35 protein-coding genes and 1 pseudogene are annotated in these 25,077 nt (G+C 41.8%); 13 read left to right on the top strand and 23 right to left on the bottom strand.

Annotated features, from left to right (window positions below):
* The first annotated feature begins 116 nt into the window (after window positions 1-116).
* On the top strand, window positions 117-893 hold the full coding sequence (locus tag ACFO3D_RS12505) for a class I SAM-dependent methyltransferase (protein WP_390296442.1): 777 nt from the start codon (window positions 117-119) through the stop codon (window positions 891-893).
* Between the two features lie 11 nt (window positions 894-904).
* Window positions 905-1,363 carry a GNAT family N-acetyltransferase gene (locus ACFO3D_RS12500; RefSeq protein WP_390296440.1) on the top strand — a complete coding sequence of 153 codons (459 nt, stop codon included), beginning with the start codon at window positions 905-907 and terminating at the stop codon, window positions 1,361-1,363.
* Window positions 1,364-1,372: 9 nt separating this feature from the next.
* Here ACFO3D_RS12500 and ACFO3D_RS12495 read toward each other — a convergent pair whose 3' ends face one another.
* Window positions 1,373-1,765, bottom strand: coding sequence for a VOC family protein (locus ACFO3D_RS12495; protein ID WP_390296438.1), 393 nt, complete (start codon window positions 1,763-1,765; stop codon window positions 1,373-1,375).
* A gap of 13 nt (window positions 1,766-1,778) precedes the next feature.
* Window positions 1,779-2,190: pseudogene (gene fosB, locus ACFO3D_RS12490) on the bottom strand (metallothiol transferase FosB).
* A gap of 88 nt (window positions 2,191-2,278) precedes the next feature.
* Here fosB and ACFO3D_RS12485 point away from each other — a divergent pair.
* Window positions 2,279-2,683: a DUF6376 family protein gene (locus tag ACFO3D_RS12485; RefSeq protein WP_390296436.1), complete on the top strand. Its 405-nt coding sequence runs from the start codon at window positions 2,279-2,281 to the stop codon at window positions 2,681-2,683.
* Between the two features lie 198 nt (window positions 2,684-2,881).
* Window positions 2,882-4,117 carry an MFS transporter gene (locus ACFO3D_RS12480; RefSeq protein WP_390296434.1) on the top strand — a complete coding sequence of 412 codons (1,236 nt, stop codon included), beginning with the start codon at window positions 2,882-2,884 and terminating at the stop codon, window positions 4,115-4,117.
* Here ACFO3D_RS12480 and ACFO3D_RS12475 read toward each other — a convergent pair.
* The 3 genes from ACFO3D_RS12475 to ACFO3D_RS12465 all read right to left on the bottom strand — a co-directional run bounded on the left by ACFO3D_RS12475 (window position 4,052) and on the right by ACFO3D_RS12465 (window position 6,760).
* Window positions 4,052-4,840 carry a helix-turn-helix transcriptional regulator gene (locus tag ACFO3D_RS12475; RefSeq protein WP_390296432.1) on the bottom strand — a complete coding sequence of 263 codons (789 nt, stop codon included), beginning with the start codon at window positions 4,838-4,840 and terminating at the stop codon, window positions 4,052-4,054. The genes ACFO3D_RS12480 and ACFO3D_RS12475 overlap by 66 nt on opposite strands.
* Before the next feature lie 241 nt (window positions 4,841-5,081).
* Complete coding sequence (gene safA / locus ACFO3D_RS12470; RefSeq protein WP_390297336.1) at window positions 5,082-5,663, bottom strand: SafA/ExsA family spore coat assembly protein; 582 nt, start codon at window positions 5,661-5,663, stop codon at window positions 5,082-5,084.
* A 656-nt stretch (window positions 5,664-6,319) separates the two neighbouring features.
* Window positions 6,320-6,760, bottom strand: a complete 441-nt coding sequence (locus tag ACFO3D_RS12465) for a cell wall hydrolase (RefSeq protein WP_390296430.1) — start codon at window positions 6,758-6,760, stop codon at window positions 6,320-6,322.
* Between the two features lie 267 nt (window positions 6,761-7,027).
* Here ACFO3D_RS12465 and ACFO3D_RS12460 point away from each other — a divergent pair, with 267 nt between their 5' ends.
* The gene (locus ACFO3D_RS12460; protein WP_390296428.1) at window positions 7,028-7,312 is read left to right on the top strand and encodes a DUF3784 domain-containing protein; all 285 of its coding nucleotides are present in this window, start codon (window positions 7,028-7,030) and stop codon (window positions 7,310-7,312) included.
* A 345-nt stretch (window positions 7,313-7,657) separates the two neighbouring features.
* Here ACFO3D_RS12460 and ACFO3D_RS12455 read toward each other — a convergent pair whose 3' ends face one another.
* From ACFO3D_RS12455 to ACFO3D_RS12435, 5 genes are all read right to left on the bottom strand, one after another.
* Window positions 7,658-7,900: a hypothetical protein gene (locus ACFO3D_RS12455; protein WP_390296426.1), complete on the bottom strand. Its 243-nt coding sequence runs from the start codon at window positions 7,898-7,900 to the stop codon at window positions 7,658-7,660.
* Between the two features lie 112 nt (window positions 7,901-8,012).
* The gene (locus ACFO3D_RS12450; protein ID WP_390296424.1) at window positions 8,013-8,438 is read right to left on the bottom strand and encodes an NUDIX hydrolase; all 426 of its coding nucleotides are present in this window, start codon (window positions 8,436-8,438) and stop codon (window positions 8,013-8,015) included.
* Window position 8,439: 1 nt separating this feature from the next.
* Entirely contained in the window at window positions 8,440-8,901 is a 462-nt protein-coding gene (locus ACFO3D_RS12445) for an NUDIX hydrolase (RefSeq protein ID WP_390296422.1), read from the bottom strand.
* On the bottom strand, window positions 8,901-9,086 hold the full coding sequence (locus ACFO3D_RS12440) for a hypothetical protein (RefSeq protein WP_390296420.1): 186 nt from the start codon (window positions 9,084-9,086) through the stop codon (window positions 8,901-8,903). The genes ACFO3D_RS12445 and ACFO3D_RS12440 overlap by 1 nt, the downstream gene beginning before the upstream one ends.
* A 12-nt stretch (window positions 9,087-9,098) precedes the next feature.
* Window positions 9,099-9,557, bottom strand: a complete 459-nt coding sequence (locus ACFO3D_RS12435) for a GNAT family N-acetyltransferase (protein WP_390296418.1) — start codon at window positions 9,555-9,557, stop codon at window positions 9,099-9,101.
* Between the two features lie 103 nt (window positions 9,558-9,660).
* Here ACFO3D_RS12435 and ACFO3D_RS12430 point away from each other — a divergent pair, with 103 nt between their 5' ends.
* Window positions 9,661-10,515, top strand: a complete 855-nt coding sequence (locus ACFO3D_RS12430; protein ID WP_390296416.1) for a phosphotransferase family protein — start codon at window positions 9,661-9,663, stop codon at window positions 10,513-10,515.
* 85 nt (window positions 10,516-10,600) lie between these two features.
* Here the strand turns inward: ACFO3D_RS12430 and ACFO3D_RS12425 are convergent, their stop codons facing one another.
* Genes ACFO3D_RS12425 through ACFO3D_RS12410 form a run of 4 tightly spaced genes read right to left on the bottom strand, consistent with a single transcriptional unit; the run spans window position 10,601 to window position 12,265 of the window.
* Window positions 10,601-11,005, bottom strand: a complete 405-nt coding sequence (locus ACFO3D_RS12425) for a VOC family protein (protein ID WP_390297333.1) — start codon at window positions 11,003-11,005, stop codon at window positions 10,601-10,603.
* A gap of 39 nt (window positions 11,006-11,044) precedes the next feature.
* On the bottom strand, window positions 11,045-11,569 hold the full coding sequence (locus ACFO3D_RS12420; protein ID WP_390296414.1) for a GNAT family N-acetyltransferase: 525 nt from the start codon (window positions 11,567-11,569) through the stop codon (window positions 11,045-11,047).
* On the bottom strand, window positions 11,566-12,078 hold the full coding sequence (locus ACFO3D_RS12415) for a hypothetical protein (protein ID WP_390296412.1): 513 nt from the start codon (window positions 12,076-12,078) through the stop codon (window positions 11,566-11,568). The genes ACFO3D_RS12420 and ACFO3D_RS12415 overlap by 4 nt, the downstream gene beginning before the upstream one ends.
* 10 nt (window positions 12,079-12,088) lie before the next feature.
* Entirely contained in the window at window positions 12,089-12,265 is a 177-nt protein-coding gene (locus ACFO3D_RS12410) for a hypothetical protein (protein ID WP_390296410.1), read from the bottom strand.
* 79 nt (window positions 12,266-12,344) lie between these two features.
* Here ACFO3D_RS12410 and ACFO3D_RS12405 point away from each other — a divergent pair, with 79 nt between their 5' ends.
* Window positions 12,345-12,563 carry a hypothetical protein gene (locus ACFO3D_RS12405; protein WP_390296408.1) on the top strand — a complete coding sequence of 73 codons (219 nt, stop codon included), beginning with the start codon at window positions 12,345-12,347 and terminating at the stop codon, window positions 12,561-12,563.
* A 169-nt stretch (window positions 12,564-12,732) separates the two neighbouring features.
* On the opposite strand, the gene ACFO3D_RS12400 is transcribed toward ACFO3D_RS12405, so the two are convergent.
* The 9 genes from ACFO3D_RS12400 to mscL form a co-directional block, all read right to left on the bottom strand.
* Window positions 12,733-14,496, bottom strand: coding sequence for a putative ABC transporter permease subunit (locus ACFO3D_RS12400; protein ID WP_390296406.1), 1,764 nt, complete (start codon window positions 14,494-14,496; stop codon window positions 12,733-12,735).
* Window positions 14,493-15,272, bottom strand: a complete 780-nt coding sequence (locus tag ACFO3D_RS12395; protein WP_390296404.1) for an ABC transporter ATP-binding protein — start codon at window positions 15,270-15,272, stop codon at window positions 14,493-14,495. The genes ACFO3D_RS12400 and ACFO3D_RS12395 overlap by 4 nt, the downstream gene beginning before the upstream one ends.
* Before the next feature lie 10 nt (window positions 15,273-15,282).
* The gene (locus tag ACFO3D_RS12390; RefSeq protein ID WP_390296402.1) at window positions 15,283-15,831 is read right to left on the bottom strand and encodes a hypothetical protein; all 549 of its coding nucleotides are present in this window, start codon (window positions 15,829-15,831) and stop codon (window positions 15,283-15,285) included.
* A gap of 592 nt (window positions 15,832-16,423) precedes the next feature.
* Window positions 16,424-17,068, bottom strand: coding sequence for an SIMPL domain-containing protein (locus tag ACFO3D_RS12385; protein WP_390296400.1), 645 nt, complete (start codon window positions 17,066-17,068; stop codon window positions 16,424-16,426).
* Window positions 17,069-17,204: 136 nt separating this feature from the next.
* On the bottom strand, window positions 17,205-17,357 hold the full coding sequence (locus ACFO3D_RS12380) for a small acid-soluble spore protein P (RefSeq protein WP_390296398.1): 153 nt from the start codon (window positions 17,355-17,357) through the stop codon (window positions 17,205-17,207).
* A gap of 64 nt (window positions 17,358-17,421) precedes the next feature.
* Window positions 17,422-18,054 (bottom strand): YczE/YyaS/YitT family protein, encoded by a 633-nt coding sequence (locus tag ACFO3D_RS12375; protein WP_390296396.1) that lies wholly within the window; start codon window positions 18,052-18,054, stop codon window positions 17,422-17,424.
* 122 nt (window positions 18,055-18,176) lie between these two features.
* Complete coding sequence (locus ACFO3D_RS12370) at window positions 18,177-18,731, bottom strand: SLOG family protein (protein ID WP_390296394.1); 555 nt, start codon at window positions 18,729-18,731, stop codon at window positions 18,177-18,179.
* A gap of 23 nt (window positions 18,732-18,754) precedes the next feature.
* Window positions 18,755-19,111 (bottom strand): DUF4260 domain-containing protein, encoded by a 357-nt coding sequence (locus ACFO3D_RS12365; protein ID WP_390296392.1) that lies wholly within the window; start codon window positions 19,109-19,111, stop codon window positions 18,755-18,757.
* Window positions 19,095-19,538: a large-conductance mechanosensitive channel protein MscL gene (gene mscL, locus ACFO3D_RS12360; protein ID WP_390296390.1), complete on the bottom strand. Its 444-nt coding sequence runs from the start codon at window positions 19,536-19,538 to the stop codon at window positions 19,095-19,097. Before mscL ends, ACFO3D_RS12365 begins: the two co-directional genes overlap by 17 nt.
* 128 nt (window positions 19,539-19,666) lie before the next feature.
* On the opposite strand from mscL, the gene ACFO3D_RS12355 reads away from it, so the two are divergent.
* The 6 genes from ACFO3D_RS12355 to menC all read left to right on the top strand — a co-directional run bounded on the left by ACFO3D_RS12355 (window position 19,667) and on the right by menC (window position 24,950).
* Window positions 19,667-20,035 carry a forkhead box protein gene (locus ACFO3D_RS12355; protein WP_390296388.1) on the top strand — a complete coding sequence of 123 codons (369 nt, stop codon included), beginning with the start codon at window positions 19,667-19,669 and terminating at the stop codon, window positions 20,033-20,035.
* Window positions 19,990-20,745, top strand: coding sequence for a membrane protein insertase YidC (yidC, locus tag ACFO3D_RS12350; RefSeq protein ID WP_390296386.1), 756 nt, complete (start codon window positions 19,990-19,992; stop codon window positions 20,743-20,745). Before ACFO3D_RS12355 ends, yidC begins: the two co-directional genes overlap by 46 nt.
* A 155-nt stretch (window positions 20,746-20,900) precedes the next feature.
* Entirely contained in the window at window positions 20,901-21,779 is an 879-nt protein-coding gene (locus ACFO3D_RS12345; protein ID WP_390297330.1) for a MurR/RpiR family transcriptional regulator, read from the top strand.
* Between the two features lie 20 nt (window positions 21,780-21,799).
* Complete coding sequence (locus tag ACFO3D_RS12340; RefSeq protein WP_390296384.1) at window positions 21,800-22,927, top strand: M20 peptidase aminoacylase family protein; 1,128 nt, start codon at window positions 21,800-21,802, stop codon at window positions 22,925-22,927.
* Window positions 22,928-22,950: 23 nt separating this feature from the next.
* Window positions 22,951-23,742: a GNAT family N-acetyltransferase gene (locus ACFO3D_RS12335; RefSeq protein WP_390296382.1), complete on the top strand. Its 792-nt coding sequence runs from the start codon at window positions 22,951-22,953 to the stop codon at window positions 23,740-23,742.
* Between the two features lie 92 nt (window positions 23,743-23,834).
* Window positions 23,835-24,950: an o-succinylbenzoate synthase gene (gene menC / locus ACFO3D_RS12330; protein WP_390296380.1), complete on the top strand. Its 1,116-nt coding sequence runs from the start codon at window positions 23,835-23,837 to the stop codon at window positions 24,948-24,950.
* The last annotated feature ends 127 nt before the right edge of the window (window positions 24,951-25,077 follow it).

Raw genomic sequence — 25,077 nt, 5'->3', positions numbered from 1 at the left:
AATTTTAAAAACAATAAATTTATGTTATCGGGTAAGATAATCAATCGGTATTATCTTAATCCTCAAAAACAACTTACACTTATCACATACACTACATTTAGGATGTGATGATTACAATGTCAATTAATTTTCATGATGACCACCATAAGGAAAGTTACACTAGCCGAACAGCAAGCACGGAATGGAGAATCGAAGTCGACAAGTTCCTAGAAGGAAAAAATATATTTCATGCTGCTGATATTGGCTGTGGCGGTGGAATTTATTCAAAAGCTCTTTCTGACATGGGAATTTCTGTGGTGACAGCCATAGATTTTTCTGAAACAATTATCAATGGTGCTAAAATGAATTGTGATAATTACTCAAGCATCAACTTTCACCTTGGAAACGCCTATCAAACAGGTTTACCTGACAGTACGTTTGATTTAGTATTAGAGCGGGCATTGATCCACCACCTAAACGACTTGGAAGCGAGCTTTTCAGAAGCATTTCGCGTATTAAACCCTGACGGAACCTTCATTATCCAGGATAGAACCCCTGACGATTGTTTCCTGGAAGGGTCCAGCAGTCATATACGAGGATTTATCTTTTCTGCATTTCCTAAACTCAAAGAAGTCGAATTAAAACGACGCTATTCCAGCGAAAAAGTATTTAAAGCATTAAAAATAGCAGGATTTACTGATATAGCAGAAACCAAGCTTTGGGAAACGCGGAAAAAATACATTTCGAAAGAAGCGCTGCTTAATGATCTGAGTTCCAGAAAGGGCCGCTCCATACTGTATGAACTGGATGATTCCCAGTTGGAACGGCTAGTAAAGCATGTTGATATGCAACTGGACCAGGATGAGATTATTGAACAAGATCGCTGGACAATATGGACAGCGACTAAGAAATGATGGTGATATATATGAAAATAGTACCCGAAATCAAATTTACCAAAGTAACTGAGCAACAACAAGACGAAGCCAAAGCACTTATTCTTGAAGGGTTTAAAGAACGGTTTGGTTTTATTGATCCTACGTTAAATCCAGATTTGTCAAATATATATAAACATTTCAACTTGGAAGGCAATGCTTTTTTTGTTGGTTTCCAAATGGGTCAGATAATCTGTACTGGAGCCATTGCAAACGAAACTAATAACACCGCCAGAATTGAGCGCATGTCAGTAAAAAAAGACTTCAGAAGACAAGGAATAGCCCGTGCAATGCTTTACCATCTTGAAGATTACGCAAAAGATATTGGCTACTCTAAGGCAATTCTTGAAACCAACATAAAATGGCCCAGTGCTATCAATCTATACCAAAATAATGGTTATGATGAATATACACGAGATGAACAACGCGTTCACATGGTCAAATACTTATAAAATTTTTCATCACCACATATTAAGACTCTCGTTAATTTCAATCAGGTTCCCGGCCGGATCGCGAAAATGAGCTACCTTTATTCCCCAATCACGCTGCTCGGTCGGTTGGGTTATGAATTCCACCTGATTCTTCATTTCCTGATACGTCTGCTCGACACTCTCCACTCTAAAAATCAGCGCGGCTGTATCCGGGCTTTTTTTCAAAGGTTCAAATGTTTTACCAACCGATTCAACCATCTGTCTCCGGTCAAAAATAGCCAGACTGAAATCCTCAGTTGCTTTAAAATCGGCATAATTTGACGTTTCATCTCCCCATGTCACTTCAAACCCCAGGACATTTCTGTAAAACAAAAAACAGTCCTTATAATTGTCGACCAGTAGTCTTGTATGTGTCAGTTTCATATGTGATTCCTCCCTACTCAAAAAATTCCATGTGTGGTTTGGTCTCTTTATAATATTCGATTCTATCCTGCAGATTTCCTGTATGGAACTCAAAATGTCCATCCGGATCGGTAAAATAAATCGACTTTTTATCCCTTTCATGCCGTGGTCGGCCAGTAAGAATATCAACTCCTAACCGCTCCAGTTTCACATACATCGCATCAAACTCTTTTTTCCTCAATGGTGAATGCCATATGCGTATATGACTGATGGATTTCGTTTCTTGGGATATTTTTCTCTTCATTCAGGGCTAGCCAAAGTCCGTCCAAATCAAAGTATGCAGTTGACCGACCTTTCACAAGCAGTTTTGCCCCAAAGACCTGCTCGTAGAAACGGATCGAGGTATCGAGATTGGAAACCGAAAATAACAAATGATTGATTCTCACTTTTCTTCCCCTTTCTGGTAATAAAGTTGACACCGTGTTCTACTTTCAATCGTATGGTAAGATGGAAGAAATAGAAAGGAGAAACGTTATGAAAAAAATATTGCTTATGATTGTCGCCATTGCAACACTAAGTGGATGCTCCATGTTGGAAGAAGCGAACGACTCACTGAACTATGTTAACGAAGCAACTGAATATATAAATGAATTAAGTACCTTTGCTGAAGAAGCAACCTCTTTAAATGCTGCCGAACTGGAAAGTCGGCTCGTGTCGTTGAAGTCAGAGATTGAAGAATTCATGGCACTAGAAGCGCCCACAGTTGCAGAGGATTTGCATGCTGAACTGGAAAATAAAAGTCAGGTACTGCTGGAAGAAATTAATACTGCAATGGAAAATGGGGAAATAGCGGTTGAGCAGCTGGAACAATCCGAAATATACCAGACAATAAACAACATCACGGACCTGATGAAGCAGGTTGAGAACCTGGGCATCTAATATTATGATGAACACTAAAGGGCCCAATTTCCAGGCTATAGTGAATAGCAACACAAAACAGGTGTCATCCATTTAATGGACGGCACCTGTTTTTTGATAGAAAAACGATTATAATCGAAAAAAATTGTTCTTAATTCAGCAATATTCAATAAGACTGTCACCTTTCCTAACGCTAAACTATTAATTGAGGTGACCATTATGTTTAAAATTACACTGCAAAATAAAAATATCCGATATTATTTAATCGGTGGCGGCGTTTCAAGGTTGGGGGATGTTCTCTCCGCAATGGGCTTTTTGTTTTTGGCCTATGACCTGACCGGTTCTTCGGTCCTCACTACCGGAATGGCGATCGCTGAAACAGCCCCCTACCTACTGTTCGGCCTGATAGGTGGCGTGATAGCCGACTGGCTGCCACGGAAAAGGCTACTAATCATCCTTGATTTAATTCGCATTCCATTGATTCTTTCAGTATTTCTGTTACATCAATTTCACATGTTAAGCTATGTCTATCTTCTTATTATCAGCTTTCTCATCCAGACAGTTGGCTGTTTTTTCAATCCCGCACATCGGGCAATCCTGCCGATTATTACGGATTCGGAAAATCGTTCTGTGACAAACAGCTTAAATGACACGGTCGGTCGTGGTGTTACAGTACTCAGTCCACTTTTATCCGTGTGGCTGCTCTCTTTTGGGGCAATCTATTTTTTTCTTATTGATGCGCTGACATACCTAATTAGCGTTGTTTGTCTGCTGCAGCTTAATTTTCGTGAACAGACCCATGCTATGACCAAATCTATCCGAGGATTATTCCTATCGATTTGGGATTTTTTCATATGGGCCAAACAGCAGGTAACAATACGCCAACTCTTCCTTATCACTTTCCTGATAGTCTTCTTTAATACCTGGGTGTGGGAAGTAGGACTGTTGCTTGCACTCGTTGAAATGAGTGCTAAAAGCGAGGAAATCTATGCGGTACTACAGGGTGTCTTCGGGGGTATTGTAATTCTAACGAACCTTGTAATTCCTTTTTTCCTAAAAAAAATGACAATCACACATTACCTGTGCGGGGCAGTGATCTGGGGAGCGGGGATTACATACTACGGAATATTTTATCAGGTTGAGCACTTCTTCATTGGAGCAATTCTGGTAGGTGTAGGGCTGCCAATTGCAAGCCTGGCAAGGGTGTACCTCATCCAGACTATCGTTCCTGTGAACAAACACGGCAGAGCGTTCAGTTCCAATGCATTCCTGCTCTATCTAGCGAATACTGTCTCACTTATTCTGTATGGCATTCTGGTAAAATTCTTATCAATCCGGTGGCTTATGATTAGCAGTGGCACCGTTATCCTAGTCATCAGTATCATAGGTTTAACTGTTTTTTTGATAAAAAGAACGAAATTCCGTAGGCGTCTTCCCATACACTTTTTTGAATAAGTGATTATACGAGGAGATACTTTTAAATCCTGCGTTAAGGGCAATTGAAAGTACCGAAGCCTTTGTACGCATCAAGAGCTGCTGGCTTTTAATGAGACGGTATAGTTGCAGCCAGGAATACGGGGATAGTCCGGTTTCACCCTTGAACACATGGGCGAACCTGTACTTGCTTAGACCTGCAAGCGAGGCCATTTGTTCCAATGACCAATCTTCCGAATAATTTTCCCGTAAGGCATCTGTCACTCGAACAAGATTTTCAGTTACAACAGAGAGTTCTTCTGAATGAGAACCCGGCCCATTTTCGAGCATCAATATAGCAAGCTGCACAAGGTTATTTTCCATGAACATCTCATTTGGGAAGTCAGCAATATAGTTACGAGTGAAGGACAGCCATTGTACAATATGATGGTTTTTATGTGGCATAAGCACAAATTCAGGTTGCTTAACCTTGATATTCAGCTGTTCCGCTACATCGCTTAAAAGCGACTGCTCTACCTCCACCAGAAATTTTTCTTTAGTAGCTTGTAATTGTCTGTGTTCTTCAAGCGGATTCAAGATAAGAAAATTCCCGGCTGCTATTTCAACATCCTGGCTTTTGGTCTGGTACTTCCCGGTGCCAAGGGGTGAGTAGATCATTTTATAGCAGCCGTCATTCCGCCAGTTTCGCTCCCCTAATAAATCATCCCGCCTTAGAAACAAGCCGTTCTCGTGAGCCAATATCATATCAACTATCCCCTTAAGAATTTAATTCCTCTCTTAATTCAACAATTGCTTTCATTACCTCTTCCATGTTAACCGCGTTATCCATACGCTCTCGGGCATGGACTAACACAGGTCTAAGCGATTCGACCGACCAAATTCATACATCCATCGGATAAGCGATATGGATTTTTCCTCTTCATCTTTCTTCACTATAACACAAAAACCTTAGCGGCCATTGTCCACTAAGGCTTTCATTCGTTCATTATTTTTTTATGAACATTTGTGTCCAGTAGTTCCCGTAGCTTCCACCTTCCGCATAACCGACACCGATATGTGTGACGTTCGCATCGAGAATGTTTCTTCTATGTCCCGAACTGTTCATCCATGCATCCACAACGGCTTTGGCAGTTGGCTGTCCAGCTGCAATGTTCTCCGATGCTCTTGTATAGTGGATGTTGAAGTCACGCATCATCTTAAACGGTGAACCATATGTTGGTGAGTTGTGGGAAAAATACCCTTGATCCCGCATGTCTCTTGACTTGTACCGGGCCACCCTGGAAAGCTGCCAATCAACCTTTACAGGTGCTAGACCATTCTGCTGGCGATATTGGTTCGTATACTTCACAACCTGCCGCTCTATCGATTTAATGTTTCTTTTCAGCGGGATTGTCACCTTATCTCCAGGATAAATGAGATCAGGATTCTCGAACTGCGGATTCGCATTGATGATTTCCGACAGACCAATCTTATACTTTTTGGATATTTTCCATAAAGAATCGCCCCATTTTACGGTGTAAACATCAGTCTGCTGTGCATTCGCAGTCGGAACGAACAGACTCATCATCAGTAAAAACGGAATCAGCAGAACCATAATTTTACGCAATTAAAAATCACTCCTTCCATAATCAGATATAGCTTAACCGGAAAAAGTGATTTTATGAAAATCTCGTTTCTTAAATTTGTTGGTCTTTAACCTCACAATTGATGTAAAATGCTGTGTTGCGAAAATTCGGTCTGCTGATAAGCGAAGATGCGACGATAAGGAGAAATATTTCCCGAAAATGTGTTAGGTAGAACTGGTCGCCGCTTCTGTGGAACGTCATTCCGTTATTCCCTACATTATCGTCATTTTGCTTTCTATATGGAACCTCATTTCGCTATTTTCCTTTTTCATCGTCAAAATCGATGAAGTTTGTCATATAGCGGAACCAGTGGACCTCTTAGTCCTACCAGGAGCCACTTTTATGTCTTTTAACGGATCCACTTTTATGGACGCCCAGAACCTTATTCTATTATCCCGGTCTTTTACACAGCTGTTGCGGAGCAGTTTAAAGTTTTTTGTAAAAAGGCTTATAGTAATGATGGACAAAATTATTGTTGGCTACAAGAGGATTTTTTAAGTTTGGGAGAAGCTTCCGATGAATAAATTATAGTAGGCTAACTGGTGCATAATCGAAGGATGGTTTACGAGCAAAATCCCCCACCATGTGTAGGGTATTTTTAATATCTATAAGCACTTTCGCATGTATTAGCTACTGGTTCATAATAGCAATGTTGTTTATATTGTCCTGTAAGTGGTTGACCGTACCACGTAGGAGGACATGCAGCATACGGATTAAAATACCAAAGAGCATACTTTGAAGGATGTTTTCTCCAATATTTTACGACTTGCCTAGCTAATTTTTTTTCTACGCTTCTTGCTGGACTATAAAATAAATTACCTTTTTGTACTGCTTCAAAAGAATAATTTCCTCCTTGCACTTGAAAAATCACTTCCCGTATTGACCGTAAATCTTTAAAATCTAAACAATCCGCTTTTAGTCGATTTACAATAACATTACCAACCATCAGCATTCCCAGTCGTCCTTCACCCTCGGCTTCTGCCCTCATCATCCTCGCTATTAAGTTAATGTCATTTTCAATATACGCTACTCTTGGCACTATTCATCACCTCTTAAAGAATTGTATGAAAAAATCTTTAAAAAATGTAAGTTTATCCTAATCTTTATCTGATTGGGCGTGTACCACTTTGACAAGATTCATCTCCAAGGTAATATTGGGTATTCAATTGTTTATCCTCATGAAGAAGTTTGGAGTAAGATAATAATACTTGAACGAGGCAGTTTAGTTGAATAACAAGGAACTTTTTTTATCAAAAATCGTAAATAAAGTATTGGGAAATGAATACGGTTTTTAGGAGGTTCAAAGATGGACTACGGATTTTTAATTATAGGTATAGCTCTTTTACTTGTTTCCTACTTGGTGGCTGTGAAAAAGCAAACGTGGTTATTAGCTGGCTTTAACGAAAAAAACAAAAAAAATAAATCCTTATTAGGTAAAATTACAGGGGGGAGCTTTTTTCTTCCGTTAGGGTTTTTAGTAGTTATACATAGTTTTATTGACTACCCTTATGAGGCAACTGTTCTTATAGTTGCTATGTTGGTTTTACTAACTGTCACCTATGTTCTTATCAATAGAAGGCTGCTCGACTAATTATTTTAAAAGGGGCGGTAGAAGAAGCCATTACTATAATTCAATCTAAGTTATTTTTAGTAACGCAATTTGGTATACATCACTATATATACTCTGGTACGTATTTATAAAGTTTTGGATAGGAAGCGGAACCTGTTATCAAAGAAGGCCACCCATTTTATAGGCAGCCCCAGTCATGTCATTTTACCGTGTATATTTTCTCTGTTTGCGTCGATTCATGAACTTCCTAGCAATTGGATAAACGATTGGACCAAATTTAATCAATTTCTTAAACATTGTAATCTCCTCCATTTATCATTTGTTATGCTATTCCTTTTTTCGGAGGAATTAAAACAAGCCCCTCATTTATCCTAGAAGAACAAACGGGAAAAACAGCAAAGCATCATCAACATATGTGATGGCAAGACCACCGATTACCAGCCCCGATACGAGGAATGCCATGTAATGCATCCCGTTTTTTATCCAATTGAAACTGTGTGCGATAGCAAGGATTATAAATACAAATGTAAATCCTACTGTTATCTGGCCGATTCCAAAACCCGCCAGAAAACTGAACAAATAGGTGGCTAAAGCAGTAATCCAATACATTCGATGCTCATTTCTCAATGCAAAGAAAAGGGAAGCAACTATAATGATCAACAAGCCTAAAGCGATGAATGACAGAATAACGAATCACCTCTTTCTATATTAGAAATTGGTTTTACTTTTTGATTTCTTTTCTGCCATATTTCTGTATGTAGTCGAGTAATACCTCTCTGTCTTCCGGAAACGATAGTTCCAGTTCCTGTAACTCTTCAACTGTCTTCCAGCCTATCTCGTAAATGAGATTGTCAGGATCCTGTATGTTGGCAAAACCGCCCAAAATTTCGAGGAGAAAATAATGAACTTCAACCTGAACACCAAACGTACTGCCTTCCTTAACATATAAGGATTTGGCGATTTCTGCCTCATATCCGGTTTCTTCCTTAATCTCTCTAATGCAGCATTCCTCAGGAGACTCACCTTTTTCTATACCGCCCGAAGGAATCGACCAGAGCTTTTTCTCTTCAGGCAGCCCCTGTTTAACCATAAGAAGCCTTTTTCTATCATCTATGCAAACACCCGCTGCTCCATACCATTTTTCCATATTATTCACCCACTTTAAGCAACTTTTTCACGAACGGAGTTATGTAACTCCGGTATTCATATGCCATATCATCCGGCAGATGATTTAGATGGAAATACTGAAGGTCGGAAGCTTCCGTTTTGTTGACAGCGAGATCTCCTTTTACATCCTCGGTCGCATATACCGCTGTAACCGAATAAAATTCATCCCCATTATCTATTTTGAAAAAATATTCCTCGCCTGAAAATATCCCCATAAGTTGGAGTTCTTCGATTTCCAGATTAGTTTCTTCTTTAACCTCTCGGCGTGCGGTTTCCTCAATACTCTCTCCCATTTCCATCAGTCCGCCCGGCAATCCCCATCCGCCATCATTTCTGTTTTGCAATAACAGCTCATTTTTTCCATTCAAAATAATTACAACGGCACCCGGCAAGATTAGCGGACGGTGACCGACCACTTTCCTAAGTTCTTTTACATAATCCATTATTTCGTTCGCTCCTTATAGGCTTTCACAAACTGAATAAACCAGTAGAGGGCAATCCACGGCAAGATGTAAGTCGTCACCCATTCCAAAGTTGTTAAGACTGCCATTACAGAAGTAGATGCTGTAAAAATAAAAATAATAAATAACAAGCCCAATACTATTGATGCCTGAATGTATAGTTGCATAATGTTTCTCCTTTACTCCAGTACCATTTCAAGTCGTACCATATCTATGCATGTAATACCGTTCTCGACAATTTCTTCTTCGTAATTCTTTTTAAAAAAGTTCTTTCTTACCCCTGTGATTCGAAAACCGCATTTCTGATAAAGTGCTAGCTGGCCAATACTCGAATTTCCAGTACCAATCTCCACTACCTTATAACCTTGCAGGCATGCATTCGCGACTGCATGCTTCACCAATTCTTTGCCATTTCCTTTGCCCTGTTCGTTTTCAGCCACCGCAATGTTTTTAATTTCAATTCTCCGTGAATTGATTGGTACAAGAACGTACACTCCTATTATCCTATTAGAAATTTTCGCGATATAACACTGTCCTTTTTTCAAATAGGAATTAACCTGTTCTTCCGATGGATCAGCAAGCAGAAGCAAGTCCATCGGTGCTTTCGTTTCCTGTAGATGTAGTTTTTGAATTTCCATCTCGTACTCCCTCTTTCTTCTCTATATGATGACTATTTCGATTTCTTGTGCTGAAATTCCTTTAAATATGCTAAATTAGGTGTATCAAGGAGGGGGAATTTTTGTGACGAATAAGCTGTTAGACTTTATCAAAACTTCATTACCGAAGTTAGAAATCAATAGTGTTCAGATAAATGACGAGGGCTGGGACAATGACATATTGATTGTGAATCAGCAGCTTGTTTTCCGCTTTCCAAAGACAGAAGCGATTGCTGATAAGATACATGCGGAAGCTGCACTGCTGGAGAGCTTAATAAATAAACACCTATTAATTGGTTTGCCGGTGTATCATAAGCTGAACGACGAAAACGGCAAATTAAAATGTGTTTATTATGATTATATAGATGGTGCTCCACTCAAAAGTTGTCATCCCGATAAAAAAAGCGCAATGATTCTTGGTGATTTTTTGACCAGACTTCATCAAATTAACCCTGCGCAGACAGATCTTAAGATTGAGAGAACATATGCATTCTGGGAAAATCTTTTTCATTCAGTTCAAAAAGAGGTCTTTCCCCTAATTAGTAATTCTGAAAAGGAAAAAATCCAGGCTGTATTTACAGGATTTCTGGATGATTATAAAGCCTGCCAACAGTTGGACACGATTGTTCATGGTGATTTAACTGCATCGAATATCATATGCAAAAACAGAGAGGTAACCGGAGTCATTGATTTTACCGACGCTCAAATTGGAGATTCTGCGATGGACTTCGCGGGATTCTACTGGGGTTGGGGACCTGAGTTCACCCACGATGTACTGGCTTGGTACGAAGGAAAAGAGCCGGCCGCATCCATCCTTAAACGCGTTCAAGGTTTCTACGGTCTGCAGCCGGCGTTTCATGAATTATTGCACGCTGTGCGAAATAATAATAAAGCAGAATGGGACTATGCACTAGCAAGGTTTATGGAGCTTGCGGATTAATGAAATTATGTATACTCCTTTATCCCACTGGTGACTTCCTTATCGTTATTCTCCGCTCCGTGTAAGTCATCCAGCAGAACATCCTTTAGATACCATTTGTATTCATAAGTACAATGCGCCAGCCGTCAGGATCTTCAATGGTAATGCCCTTCTCTTTCCAATAATTATTTTCAGGAGGAACATCAGGATAACCCATACCCAATAACCGGTCCGCCACTCGATCAATCTCTTCCTTATCTGGAATATAGAAAACAAGTAAATTATCTTCAGTAGGTGCTGGGCACGGGCTACCTTTTGCGTGTTTGGTAAATTCCAAATGATACGCCGCATTTGGAATTCCCAGAATTACACCTGTATATCCATTATGATTCTCGAAATCTGTTAAGCGCTCAAGTCCCAAGCCTCTTTCATAAAATTTTATAACTTCCTCAAATTTATCAGTTGGCCGAGCAATTCTAACCTGTGCAGCTGAAAAGCTGTTAAATTGCATTTCGTTCATCCTTCCTCGTTTGAACTTCATTTCACTCTTTTATTTCAGCAACTCCCGAATATCTGTCCATCCATACGCTGTTTCGGTAAATAACTCCCCACCAATCTCAAGTTGAGCATGGCCGAGTTGTTGACCGCCAATGGCTTCATAAAAATGTTTAGAATCATTATCTTCAAGCACCCATATTAGAAGTGCTTTGAACCCTTGCTTGCTTAATTCCTGCGCAACAGCCCGGATTAATCGCCGGCCAATACCCCTCTTCTGATATTCATTTAATATGTAGATGGCGTAAACCTCACTATCATAGCCAGTGTAAAGTTGTTGTCTCTCGTTACCCCCGCTTGCGAAGCCAACAACCATGCCATCATTTTTTTCGGCAATAAAAAGAATATCTTCCGGTATTTTCCGTTTCCATTTCTTTTCCCTTTTATCGTAAGACATACTGTCCAAAAGAGAATCCGGAACGATGCCCCGGTATGTAGTCCGCCAACTGTCAACGTGAACCTTGGCTATTTGTTGGGCATCCTGTTGGGTTGCTTTTCTTATTTTTATAGAATTGGTCATTCAAAATCACTCTCCATAAACTTCAGATACCAAGGATATTGCCGTCTGCCGAATGATGTAAGGAATGGAAGTTTCATGGTTTCCTCCTGGTCATTCCAGCTTAATTGCAATTCTATTGTTTCCATGTTTTCTGCCATTCTTTTCAGGGCTTTGTCGGATGGAATTTCAAAAATGGTTTTATCTCCATTGAGCTGGGCAGTTCCGTTGATAGCTGTGTCTGTAATGGAGTAATCGACTGAATCGGGAAGGTCATCCAATTTAGAGGCAAGTTTTAATCTGGAGACCGGTTCGCGATACATGTTTTCATTGTGATTCAAAACGACATACATATAAACCTCCCAATTTTCGCTCGGCTCTATCGCGTAATGCTCCTCTTCCCCTTTTTCAAATCCATAAGCGGAACCGCTATAGTGCTTCCCGAAATGCAAGGTTACAAACGGCATCGCGACCACCAGGAATGCGGTTGCGCCAACCAGAATAAATAAAGTCCAAACCAGACGTTTTTTCATTCAACCGCTCCTAATCTTTATCCAAATCATCTTTTGGATAAAATTTTTCTTCCTCAATCACATGCTTTTCCTTCACTATTTCTCCAATAACCGAGCTGTTGATCCCATGTCTCACCGCTACCGTGATAACCAGATATGCTATGTATAACGTTATAGCATAAAAAATCAGCATGACAATTGTTCCCATTTAGCTCACCCTCTTTTCCCCTCATCATAACACAAAATATTCGCAATTCAGCATATAATATTGAGAGGAGCTGATTAATATGCTTGACGATATTCCATATATTGATGGTGTGTACGCAAAGTACCGGCGCATGTGGAAAGAAGACAGATGGAAATTCAGCGGAGAACTAGTCAATCTGACAATCAAAAAGAACAAAGAAGGAATGCTGAGTGCTGAGGAGCAGCACATTTTCGATACAATGCACAGGGTTGTCAACGAAAACAGGGGAAATTGGCTGGAAGGGTTCGACAAGTCCTAGCCGCCTGCTTAATAAAATACACTTGCATCCACTGTAATGTGAATCATCATGTAAATCGTATAAATAAGCAGCATTTTCTATCACCCTTCCTGATGGAAAAAGAAGACTGCCATTTTAACTGACAGCCTTCTTTTAAAAGAAATTCCTGGTTGGGTGATATTTTACACGTTCAGTATTTCCAAGTTCCTGTTTTACCACGGTTAAATAGGGATTTCGTTTTTGTGTCCTGAGCCATTTCGATTTCAATTCCCTTATCAAAATTTCGTGCACTTGCCATAGTAAAGATATATCCAGCACCAAGCGAGAAGATAATCATTATGATGATTCCAATAATTAGTACGAGTGTCGGGTAGAGCCCCTTCCAGCTTAACAGGCCAAGGACAACACTCGCTACCCCTTCCCAAAATCCGTCCATATCCATTCTGACTTCAGTCAAAAATTCGATGGCATCTAGTGGAACAATCAGCAGGATGTACGGAATCAAAGCAAGCAGCAGATATACATAAGAAGTAATCATCAGAATAAACCCTGTACTGAATTTCAGCCTGTTCTGCGGGTTAGCCGGATTGTATTTTGCCCCAATAGTACCTAGCCACAGTCCGATTGCACTGATGCCAATCGTAATAAATGCCTTCATGACAATTCCACTGATGAATTGGATGAATGTCCAACTAAAGACAATACCCAGCGCAATTTCAACGGTGGTTAGGATGGTGAATGGAATCAGCCAACTGATCCACAGTTTTCCGAGCGCTATATATTTACCGGAAATCGGCAGGATACGGAGCACCCAGATAGCATTTGCTTCACGCGCCACCGACGAGGCTGCAAGCTGTCCATTGAAAAGTGCATAGATAAACAGGAAAGCCGCCTGAGCAATTGGCCAAGTAATATGATTTGGGCCCCGAAGATCACTGAGACTGGCACCACCGGATATAAAGCCAAATATTCCTGCCACAAAGAAGAATAGAAGCGGCATAAATACTAGCCATTCACGCATATCCCGCTTGATTGCATACCATTCTTTTTTTCCAATCGCGATTACCGGGTGACGTAGACTTCGTTTGGACGCTTTTGCAGACATTTTCTTTTTCTTCTTCCCTCCGCCCTCGCTCAGTTTGATCCAGCCAGTGCGGAAACCTTTTTCTACAAGTGACATGGTCAACATCATCAATAATACTGCAAGCAGTATGACCAGAACGAAAGGCAGCAGGAATTCGGCCGAGCCAGTTGTCGACTTGATAATGGCTTCGCTCGCCCAACTGACCGGTACCCAATCAGGAAATAACGGCAGCCCGGAAAGGAGCACCTCCGTCAAGGGCCGGTCGTTCGTAATGTTTGGAATCATGAACATGAGGTAGATAAACACACCGGAGAGCACACTCATCGCCGTCATAAACTCATTAGCCTTACTTGCGGGCACAACCTGAATCAGAAGCAGGTTGAACAAATACGCGATGGACAGACCAATCACGATAAATGCCACCAAAAGTATAATCGCCACCGGATAGAACAGCAGACTTGCCCCTGTTACGACGCCATAAACAATTAGAGCTGTTATGAAAAAAATAAATACAATAAGTGGCACGCCGAAAAAACTTTGCAGATATTTTACCCAAAATATGTGTCTGGTCGGGATGGGCATGGTAAATAATAGCGCCAAATCGGTTGCCGAATAAAGATGCTTAAAAACCTGTGGCAAACCAAGCAGGACAATCATACCAACAACCATCAAGAATCCGTACGACAGAATCCCTTGGAGAACGGGGCCAGACAGCGAGGGGCCGACCGCCTTGATGGCGCTTGACAGAAGGTAGAGAAGAACCGCCAGAATCCCAATAGAAAAAACATAGCTTATGTAATTTTTGCCGCTCTGTGCGCGGAGGGTGTTAATCAGGATTTTTCGCTGATTATTGAGTAGAACTTTAATCATCTCCGCTCACCTTCATCAGTTATTTCGTTGATCAGCGCCTGCTGATCCTCTCCACCAGTCAGCTCGAGGAAGATATCTTCAAGACTTAGGTTGGAGTCACCGCCACTGCTTTTCAGTTCTGCCATCGTATCAAGCGCGATTATTCTCCCGTCAAGAATAATTCCGACCCGGTCACACATTTGCTCGGCAATTTCAAGGATATGCGTGGACACAAATGCGGTCATTCCGTTGTCGCACAGTTCGCGGAGCAAGTTTTTCAATGTGCGTGCACTTTTCGGATCAAGCCCAACAGTTGGTTCATCCAGGAACAGCACATCCGGCTCATGAACAAGTGCACCGCAGATGGCAATTTTCTGTTTCATACCGTGTGAGTAGCTCTCGATTAAGTCATTCGCCTGCTTGGTAAGATTAAAGAGATGCAGCATTTCTTTTGCCTTCTGTTGGAATTGCTGTTGTGGCACTTGAAATACCGAGGCCACGAACTCCAGATAATCCCACCCGGTCAGCTTAGGATATAAATTCGGCTGGTCCGGCACATAAGCGATACGTTTTTTTGCCTCAAGGGGCTTTTTCCACATATCAATTCCATGGATTTCCGCCGTTCCGCTCGTTGGTTCAAGCAGCCCAGTCAGCATTTTGATTGTTGTCGTTTTCCCTGCACCGTTAGGCCCCAAGAAGCCAAACAGCTCTCCCTTTTTAATTTCCAGATTCAGATTATCTACTGCCTGATGGCGGCCGTATGTTTTTGCTAGATTTGTTATTTTTATGGATTGCATGGTTTTCCCCCTAGAAGAGCATAAGTATGGATGAAAAGATAAAAATGGATAATATGATAGCGATTAGTATTAAGATACCAAAGCCAACTGCGAATGCACTCCAGCCTTCTCTGCGGAAATCATGAGAGCTGGACACCCGGTCAATTTTGCTTGTATGGATGAAGAGAGCGATATTGACCGCGATAGCTAGTATCACGATAGGAATTAGGAAAAACCATCCATTCCCGGAAGGCTCATGCTCGAAGTCAGGTGTTAATTGCGCCTGTATTATAAGTAAAGCGCCCATGAATGGCTGGATGATGCGAGCAGACTTTTGCTGCTTCTCCCATTTGCGGCCCATTGTTTGATATTCGTGCTCTTTTATCTGCTGAATTAACGGAATCGGCGAGGCTGTTAGGTCTTTTTTGAAGAAGCGGTAAATAGAGTAAATTATTATACAGATTCCAGCTATCATCATCACCAATGTCAGGTATTCAAGACTCAGATTCGAAAGCAAGCCAAAAGCTACTATAGTGACAAAAAAAGTTAGATTAATGTAAATGAACTGCTTTTTCCGCATTTGTTTTATTTCATTGGCTGATAATTGGATCGTGACTCACCCCTTTCAGGTAAATTTTAACATAATGGGCAGTAAGCAGATTCATAATTTGTGAATTGATTAGTAATACGAGGTGGGTAGGCTGAAAGTTTCACTCCAATCAAGGCTTTTCCGGCGGTTTTAAGTGAACTTCCGGCGATTTTGCTCATCCTTCCGGCGAAAATGCTCACTCATCCGGCGATATCAAATTGAGGATATACCTTCGATTCCTCATCTCTCCTGAATACTTTAGTTGGGCCTTTTTGAAAAGTCTTTTCATGACATCTTCAGACTCCAACCGCAAAAACTCCCTTGCCTGCTTATTAGTAATTGTATTACCGAACAGTAAATTAAAATCCTTCAGGGCTGGAATGTGGGCGTTCTTTGAGGTAGCCCTACATCCAATGCAATTCCACTTCGCGCGCTTCCATTTCATTGGCAACCCATCGCACTCGGGGCAGAATACACCCCGTAATTTCGAGGGGTTTAGTATTCAATTGGACACTTCCTTTTATATAGATGCTTATATATTCGTCAGCAGGCCGCCTAATCCCTTCTTATCATCAAAAAGCCTCTAATAAACAAACTGTGCTTTTACACTGGCATTAATCACTATCTGTCCAGGTTGGATTGGAGTAGCTGTTTCTACGGCGGAGTATGCCTGAAATACAACGGGCGGCTCCTCTATTTTTTCCGTAATCCTTATTGGATGGGGTGCCAGAACTACCTGCATTCCCTCCGCCAGTGTCTGCGCTTTTGAATATGCATCCTCAAGTGCATCAGTTAGTGCTCGCCGGTAATACACATCCCGTTCCTCTATGGTGAACTGAATATTGGATACGCGGTTAACCCCGTTCTGAACCGCTGTATCGATTACCGCGCCCGTGCGGTTGATGTCTTGAATTTTAACGGTCAAACCATGTGTGACAACGTACCCCCTGAATTCCTGGACGCCATCGACATAATCATATTTAGGTGCGATATCGTAAACGGTTGTCTGGATATCTTCCTGTGGGATGCCTAACTGCATCAGCCCCGCCAGAACACGTTCCACTGTCCTCGCGTTTTCCTGCTGAATCACATTAAGTTCCCATCCCTCCGTTACTACTTCCAATAGAACCTTTGCTATCTCCGGTTGAACTGTCAGGCTGCCAACACCGGTGACAGTTATGATTCTTGATTCTTGATGACGATAATACACACGCATTCCGCCCTTCATGGTATTCTCCTTAATAGTATGCAGACTACCGCGTCCAGTTGACGATATACGTGAAATTAGAAAACTTAGCTTCTCCCCCAAATCTTAGTCGAAGCTGAAATGTAAAAAGCAGTGGAATAAGCTCCACTGCTTTTTTTTACATATCATGCCCCGGGTTATGCTTTTGACGGGAATGGTTTCGCTGTTTGACCTTGTGTGAGCCCTGAAGCGGTTCACCATAAGGCTGCTTCGGGCTTTTTGGCAGGTTAGGCTGTTCCTGCTGTTTCGGTCCTTTAGGTTTTCCACCCATTATAATTCCTCCTTCTCACGTTCACTGATAGTTTTTGATGAGGAATTATATCTATACATTAAAATCAGCCTGCTAAATTCTGCCGTTGCTTGCGTCCACCTGTACGCAAGACCTTTGCATATGGAAGGAAGAAGCTAATTACCAGTCCTGAAATCAATGCATTAATCAATGTGCCAATTCCAATAGCACCATTAAAGATAAATGCCACAACGACTAGGCCTACACTGATTAAGGCTCGTGAATAGGTGACATTCCAGCCGGTAAGATCCGAAATAATTAGCATGGAACGATCCATAGGGTTTGGTGCGATGGAGGATTGCAGATAAAGTGCTATTCCCATTCCTATGAAAATAATCCCTGCCGCCAGGGTGGCCGACTGTCCCATCAAGGTTGATGGCTCGACCCATCCACCAAGTGTAATCAACCATGCATCAATTCCTATCCCAGTTAAAAGGGATGTGATTAATGCTACGTATTCCGGTCTTTTTTTCTCCAAGAGTGCATTACAGAGAATCATTGATAGTCCAACGACTATCTCCCAACTTCCTACCGACAGACCAAACGTCCGGTGCAGACCGACAAGAAGTGCATCAAACGGCGACGCGCCAAGCGCCGACTGGATCGTCAGGGCAATCCCCAGAGTTAAAATAATAATTCCACTGAAATAAAAATGAATTCCAGCTCGAATTAGCCGCATGATAGTCACTCCCCTCGATGTATTCTCAGGATAGTGTACCATATTTAGCGGGTTTGAGTGTAATTCATGAATTCAACCTTGCAACGCCAAGCTGCAAGGTGAAGAATTTAATCAGCCACCGCTCATCCCCAATAATCAGGATCGTTCATACGAATTTCCTCGACTATATCGTCAAGATCAGGCGGGGTTATAAAATAAATCGGATAGTCTTTTATGGCCTCCTTCGCCTCTCCATAAAAAAAACGGTTGCTGCCGGGGGTCTCCTCATCAATAAGAATTAAGCAGCCATCACTCTTGTCGACGAGCCACTTGTTTTTTGCTTTAAATTGATAGGGACCTTTGTAATCGCCCTTATAAAGTGGCTGATAAAAATCAGCTTCCATTGTAAGTTCCTGATAAAGCTCCTGAACCGGTTCCGGCCAGCGGCTCTCCTGATTTTCAAATGGTGGAATGACCGCCAGCTTCAATCCAAACTCTTCCTGCAAATCAAGCGCGACCTCCCCTGCCCAGAGTTCAACACCCATCTGCCCGGATATAAGCACCCACTCGAGTCCCTCTTCAATAAAACCAACAAGCCGTCTGCGGATAGCCGCCTTTATAAATGCAATCCGTTCGTCGTCCGGTTTGAATAGATTCAATTCCATTGGTTTGTAACCTGTAACTGCGAGTACTTTCATAACCTGCCCCACCTGTTTCTCTCTTAAATTCGTTGCATATGTGTATCCTTAAAATCAGTTGGATACTTCAGGCCGTATCCAATCATCCGGTCCATTCCAATATGGGAAATCCAAATCAAACCTACTGCCAGCAAAACTGGAACAGAAAATAGCGTTCCAATCCCAACTACAGCAATTGGCAATATGTACGAATGAAAAATATTATAGAAAATTGCTCCAACCGAAGTATTGTACATATATCCTATCATAGAAATATCCGGGATAAACAGCAGGACAACAAACAATACCCAGCTGAAATCCAGTGAAAAATAGAAGAAAACACTTAAGATTAGAACCGCCAATCCTTCTACGTGTAAAATAAATCTATTCATGGTTTTCATCTCGCTTCCCCTTAATGTGTATACTGACTTTCTTCTTTTTCGACATAACGACCGGTTTGTCCTTCAGGAGGTCACGAATTTCTGTCAAGAGCTCTTCCTTCTTGTCCGGCTTTTTCTCTTTCTTTTCCGCCTCCTCATTTTCCGGATGCAATTTTTTCATCAATCGGATAAAGAAGAATATCGACAAAGCAATCACCAGAAAGTCAAAAATTGACTGGATAAATTCGCCATACAGAATATCCGCATCCCGAACGGTGTACTTCATTTCTGTGAAATCGACTCCACTGCCCAAAATTCCCGCAACCGGCATAATTATATTTTCAACGAGTGAAGAAACAATTTTTCCAAAGGCGGTACCAATCACAACTGCCACAGCCAGTTCAAATACGTTTCCTTTCATCGCGAATTCTTTAAAATCGGACCACACAAGTAATCATTCCTTATAATAGGTTGTACTCATTTTTATGCCCTTGTAAGATCAATTAGCACCCTTTTGAAACCCATCACCCTCCCCGCACGTATTACAGTCAACTAGAGTAAAGGAGGTGAATACAGATGTTGATTGAGCTTTTGTATGAGTTGATAGGTGAAGCCTCACCCATGTCTCTTTATTTGGGCATTGCACTCTCTCTTATAGGTCACCAACAGTTGATGAATATAGGGCAGTTAGAGACAGGACTGAGCCAGTATGATTATATACACGAATTGCATAACCATTATTACAACCTTCAGCCCAGGCATGAATCAACCATACCAGTAAGAGATATTTACAATTGGATCACCCATACAACCAAGCGAATTGATTCTCCGGATGATGATTCGGACAATCATTCCTTCTCGTTTCCATACAACCAACATAAACGAGGAGGACATAACGATTGGAAAAAAACACTGTATTCACTTTCTTTAAATACGGCGCATTAATTGCAATTATTATTTTGACTGGCTGTGGGGCTGACGGGGAATCGGCATCCAGCACATTTGGGTGGTTTGATCATTACTTTGTGGACCCGTTCTTATTCCTGATCAAGCTCACCGCTTCACTCACCGGGGAAAACTACGGGCTTTCGATTATAGTCATTACACTACTGATACGCGTGGCGATCATGCCGTTTATGCTGAAGCAAATGAGAACCAGCCGCGAACTTCAGAAGAAAATGAAGCAAGTTAAGCCTGAAATGGAAGTAATCCAAGAAAAGTATAAGGAAAAGAAAGATACGGATTCCCGTCTGCAAATGCAGCAGGAAATGCAGATGCTCTATAAAAAACACGGGCTTAATCCGCTCGCATCAATGGGCTGTCTGCCGATGATTATCCAGTTTCCTATTCTAATTGGTTTCTATTACGCTATAAAAGATTCACCAGAAATAGCAACCCATACGTTTCTATGGTTTAACCTTGGGCAGCCCGATTGGACCCTTACCGCTATCGCTGTACTGGTTTATTTTATCCAGTTCAAGGTTTCCCAGATTGGAATGGAACCGCAACAGAAAAAACAAATGAGCATGTTCGGGCTTATTTCACCGGTAATGATAGGGTTCGTTTCGTTGACTGCCCCAGCTGCACTGCCACTATACTGGACCACTGGTGGAATGTTCCTTATTCTTCAGACATGGATGTCCAAAAAACCCTAAATGATAAGTTTCCTGGCCTTTACACCGGCCGGGATATTTTTTTTGAACAGTTTTTGAATAATTCTCTATTTTTGTTATTGCAGAAAAAATAGATAAATGGTATTGTACGTATAAGTATAAAGCCTTTACTTCTTTCATTAACCTAAAAAAAGCAAATCCTTCATCAATATGGCAAACTAAAGAGGAGGATTACTATCGAGGATATTTATCAAAGAGTAAAGAAACACCAATCAACCTTCTCGAAGGGCTTTAAAAAGGTCGCTACCTATGTCTATAGTGACCCTGCTATCTTTGCAGTGAACTCGGCAAAGGAGGCTGGCAGGAGGATTGGTGTAAGCGAAACAACTATCATCAGATTTGCCAATACAATTGGTTTTAAAGGATATAGTGAACTTCAGCAGGAACTTCAACAGCACCTCTTTCAAAAAAGTAATTTATCCAGCTACCAGAAAAGAAGGGTACCCAATCAAACCAGCCCAGATTCAATAAAGGAAATAATGTACAACGACATCACTAACATCCAAACCGTCGTGAACCAGATTCCTGATGACGACCTTGAACGGGCAGTAACGAAATTAACAGATTCTGATCAAGTATTTGTCGCAGGGGTCCGTTCGTCATTTGCACTTGCAAGCTGGTTCGCATATGCGCTGGACATCGTAGTTGGAGATGCCCGTCAATATCTGCCAAACGACAATATCCTGATTCGTATCAGTGAGCTTACCAACAAAAGCGTTTTTGTTGCTTTTTCATTTCATCGTTATGGGGTCACAACTATAAACCTAGCAAAAATGGCAAAAAAGCAAGGAGCTACAGTCATTGCCTTTTCGGATACCCCCTACTCACCAATTTCGGAGATTGCGGATATTATTCTGCCTATCCAATTGAAAGATGTCTCCACGCTTGACTTGGTTCCGGTTCTGTTTTCTCTATTAAACAGCATCATTTCAACTATCATTACGAGAAAACCTGAATTATTCGAACAACGTGTGGCCATGTTTGATGCAGTTGAGGCCGAGGATTTTTTTCCATAATACTAAGGAGGTATACATCCTTGAAGGAACTGGTAAATGAATTGAATTCACAGCTGATCGGTATCTTTTCCCATCTTCACAATAATCCTGAAGTCAGCTGGAATGAATATAAAACTACTGATTATATTAAACAGTTATTTGAAGACCACAATTGCAAAATAACTACTTTTGAAGATGTTCCCGGACTAGTCATTGAAATCGGCCATGGGAAGCCCGTTGTTGCTGCCCGGGCAGATATCGATGCTCTCTGGCAGGAGGTCGATGGGAGCTTTACTGCTAATCACTCATGCGGGCATGATGCACACATGACAATTGTGATTGGAACTCTGATGGCATGCCTTAGAAAGGGACTTCCCGAAAAAGGAACTTTCCGGTTTATTTTTCAACCGGCAGAAGAAAAAGGAACTGGGGCACTGGCGTTTGTAGAAAAAGCCATTGTTAATGATGTGGACTTTCTGTACGGTATGCATCTACGTCCCCTCGAGGAACTCCATCACGGGCAATTCACACCCGCAATTCGCCACGGCGCCGCCCGTTTCGTGGAAGGCACGATACAGGGCGATGATGCCCACGGTGCCCGCCCACACCTGAACGCTAATGCTATCCAGATTGGTGCGGAACTGATTCAGCACCTGAATAACATTCATATCAATCCCATGGTTCCCCACTCAGTGAAAATGACTGCGTTTCAGGCCGGTGGTGAAAGCCATAATATCATTCCCGGCAGTGCGAATTTTGCTGTGGATTTACGAGCGCAAACAAATGCTGTAATGCAAGAATTGACAGAGAAAATACATAATATAGCCGACATGCTTGGCAACTATCATGATGTTGAGATCAACCTTAAGACAACCGCTGATATAGCAGCATCGGTGACCAATCAAGAAGCAATTCAACTGATGGAGGAGGCTATTAGAGAAACGACGGGTTCAGACCATCTCGAGCAACCGATTGTTACGACAGGTGGAGACGATTTTCACTTCTATACAATAAAAAAGCCCCACCTTAAGGCAACGATGCTCGGTATCGGCTGTGACTTACAGCCTGGGCTCCATCACCCGAAAATGACGTTCAACCATTCTATAATACCCAAAGCTATTGAAATTTTATTAAGCGCAATGAACAAGACTGCAGAAAGTTATGCATAGACTCTTCCAAGGGGGCCCCTGAGATGGCAGGTGAAATCACAATCCGTCAACTGGAAACGATTGAAGAACTGACCAGGATGCAACAGGTTGAACAAACTGTATGGCAAATGTCTCCTATTCCAGTCCATCAGACATTCACTGCACTCCAGCATGGTGGTGTTATTCTAGGAGCATTTGACGGCCCAAAGATGGTTGGGTTTTTATACAGCTTTGCGGGGTTTGGTAAAAATGCAACATATCTCTGTTCGCATATGCTCGGTATACTTCCTGACTACCGCAAAAGTGGATTAGGCACCCATATGAAACTAAAACAGGCAGATGTTGCCCGAGAACTCGGCTATTCCATGATTACCTGGACTTTTGATCCGTTAGAAAGTCAGAATGCTTACCTGAACCTGCATAAGCTCGGTGCTGTTGGAGCTGCATACAAAGAAAATTATTATGGTTCCATGGATGATCAGCTTAATCAGGGTCTTCCCACTGACCGATTTCAAGTGGAATGGGACGTCCACGCAAAACAACTGGAACCGAGCTCCACATTTGACCAAGATAAAGTTCTCCTTGATACTAATGAGGCTGGAAAGCCATGTCTTCATTTAAGCAGGTTCCACAGTCATACGAACAATTGGTTTGTAGCTATACCGTGGGGCTTTCAGGAAATCAAGAAACATGATATCGAGCTTACTAGGGAATGGCGATCAAAAACCGGAGAAGCATTTCGTTTATTATTTGCCAAGGGGTTTACCGCCGTTGACCTCGTTAATGACCCTACCAGGAAAACAAGCTACTATAAATTCTCAAACGAGGACTATTAATTGATAACCCTTACAAGTCATCCTAAAGACTCGTACCATATTACAGACATTGATTTAAATTAAGGGCAGAAGAACCATTGGAGGTCAAAAATATGCCAGTATCAATCGAAAAAATTAAACTTCGCAGATTGAACATGACGCTGAAGGATTCGTTCACCACCAGCTTCGGCACACTTCAGGAAAAAGACTTTTTTATCCTAGAAGCAGTCGATGTTGAGGGCAACCGAGGATTTGGTGAGTCTGTTGCTTTCAGCAGCCCATGGTACAGTGAGGAAACCGTGGAAACCAATTACCATGTCATCAAAGATTTCCTGATTAACCTGTTAAGAGGAAAACAAATCGACCACCCGGATGATGTCTTTGAAATCTTTCGGTCCATTCGGGGAAACAACATGGCAAAAGCAGCTGTTGAAGGAGCCATCTGGGACCTTTATGCCAAGCAGAATAACCTGTCACTATCAGAGGCGCTGGGTGGTACGAAGAAAAAGATTGATGTTGGGATCAGTATCGGCATTCAGCCAAGTGTAGGCGCGCTCTTAAAAACAGTCGATCACTACGTAAGTGCCGGTTACAAACGGATTAAAATCAAAATTAAACCTGGATGGGATTACGAAGTACTAAGGGAAGTAAAATTAACGTTTCCTTCCATCCCAATTATGGCAGATGCCAACTCAGCTTACACATTAGAGGATATTTCTCAATTGCAAAAGCTTGATGAACTTGACCTCCTCATGATTGAGCAGCCGCTCGCCCATGATGATATTGTCGACCATTCCAAACTGCAGTCGGCCATGCATACACCAATTTGCCTGGATGAAAGCATTCACTCTGTTGCCGACGCGAAGCAGGCTATTGAACTTGGAAGCTGCAAAATTATCAACATTAAAATCGGCAGAGTTGGTGGATTGTCGGAGTCAAAACGTATTCATGATATCTGTCAACAAAACGGAATTGAGGTATGGTGCGGTGGAATGCTCGAAGCAGGTATCGGTCGTGCCCATAATATTGCACTTACAACGCTGCCTCAATTTGTTTTACCCGGTGATACTGCGGGCTCTGAAAGATATTGGAAAAAGGACATCATCACGCCTGAAGTAGTAGTTAAGGATGGACAAATTTCTGTCCCGGAAGGCCCGGGGATAGGGTATGCAATAGATGATGATGCACTTGATTCTTTTACCGTCCATAAGGAAGAATTCCAATTATAAATGATTGCTGAAGTTCCAGCAGGACCTGGCCTTTCCCTTCTTAAAGCGAAAGGCTGGTGCTAGCATATATTCCGAACACCATTTATAGGGGTTTTCGGGGGGATAAAAATTCACTTGGAAAGGGGAG

The organism is Virgibacillus kekensis (assembly GCF_042654125.1).
GTDB lineage: Bacteria > Bacillota > Bacilli > Bacillales > Amphibacillaceae > Lentibacillus > Lentibacillus kekensis.
This window is presented reverse-complemented; position numbering and strand designations above follow the sequence as displayed.